This is a genomic window from Bacillus cereus group sp. BfR-BA-01355 (genome assembly GCF_022663675.1).
GTDB lineage: Bacteria > Bacillota > Bacilli > Bacillales > Bacillaceae_G > Bacillus_A > Bacillus_A thuringiensis_S.
This window is the reverse complement of the sequence record NZ_JAKUFY010000276.1, coordinates 1-786: the sequence shown is the minus strand read 5'-3', so window position 1 is coordinate 786 and position 786 is coordinate 1. Positions and strand designations below refer to the sequence as shown.

The following is a 786-nucleotide window of genomic DNA, read 5'->3' as shown; positions in this document are numbered from 1 at the left end:
TACAAACAATTAACAGAACCAGTATCGTTTGAAATCAAAAAAGGAATGACAGAAGTTCTATCATTAAAAATAGAAAATGAAATGGTAGATACGGGAAATGTAGAAATTACAAAAATAGATAAAGATAATAAGGCACCGTTAGCAGGGATAGTCTTTGAAGTTCAAGACGACAAAGGCAAGGTAGTAACGAAAGTAACGACAGATAAAGCTGGAAAAGCAACAGTTTCAGATTTATCAGTAGGAAAGTACAAGCTAGTAGAAGTAGATAGTTTACCAGGCTACAAAAAATTAGAAAAGCCTGTACCATTTGAAATTACAAAAGGTATGACAAAATCTTTAACGTTCACTGTAGAAAATGAAATGGTAGATACGGGGAATGTAGAAATCACAAAAATAGATAAAGACAGTAAAGCACCATTAGAAAATGTTGTATTTGAAGTACGTGACTCAAAAGGAAAAGTAGTTGCGAAAGTAACGACAGATAAAGAAGGAACAGCAACAGTTTCAGATTTATCTATTGGAAAGTATGAGTTAGTAGAAGTAGAAACACCGGTAGGATACAAACCACTAGAAAAGCCAGTTTCATTCGAAATTGAAAAAGGTAGAGTTACAGCATTACAATTGACTGTAGAAAATGAATTAGTGGATGTAGGAAATGTAGAAATTACAAAAGTAGATAAAGAAAATAAAGATGCTTTAGCTGATGCAGTATTTGAGATTCAAGATGCAGCAGGACAAGTAGTCGCTAAAATAACGACAGATAAAAAAGGACAAGCACAAGTCACT

The 786-nt window shown here is 33.2% G+C and carries 1 protein-coding gene; it reads left to right on the top strand.

Annotated features, from left to right (window positions below; genetic code table 11):
- The coding region (locus MR167_RS31560; RefSeq protein WP_255787510.1) for an MSCRAMM family protein at positions 1-786 on the top strand (786 nt) is incomplete at both ends.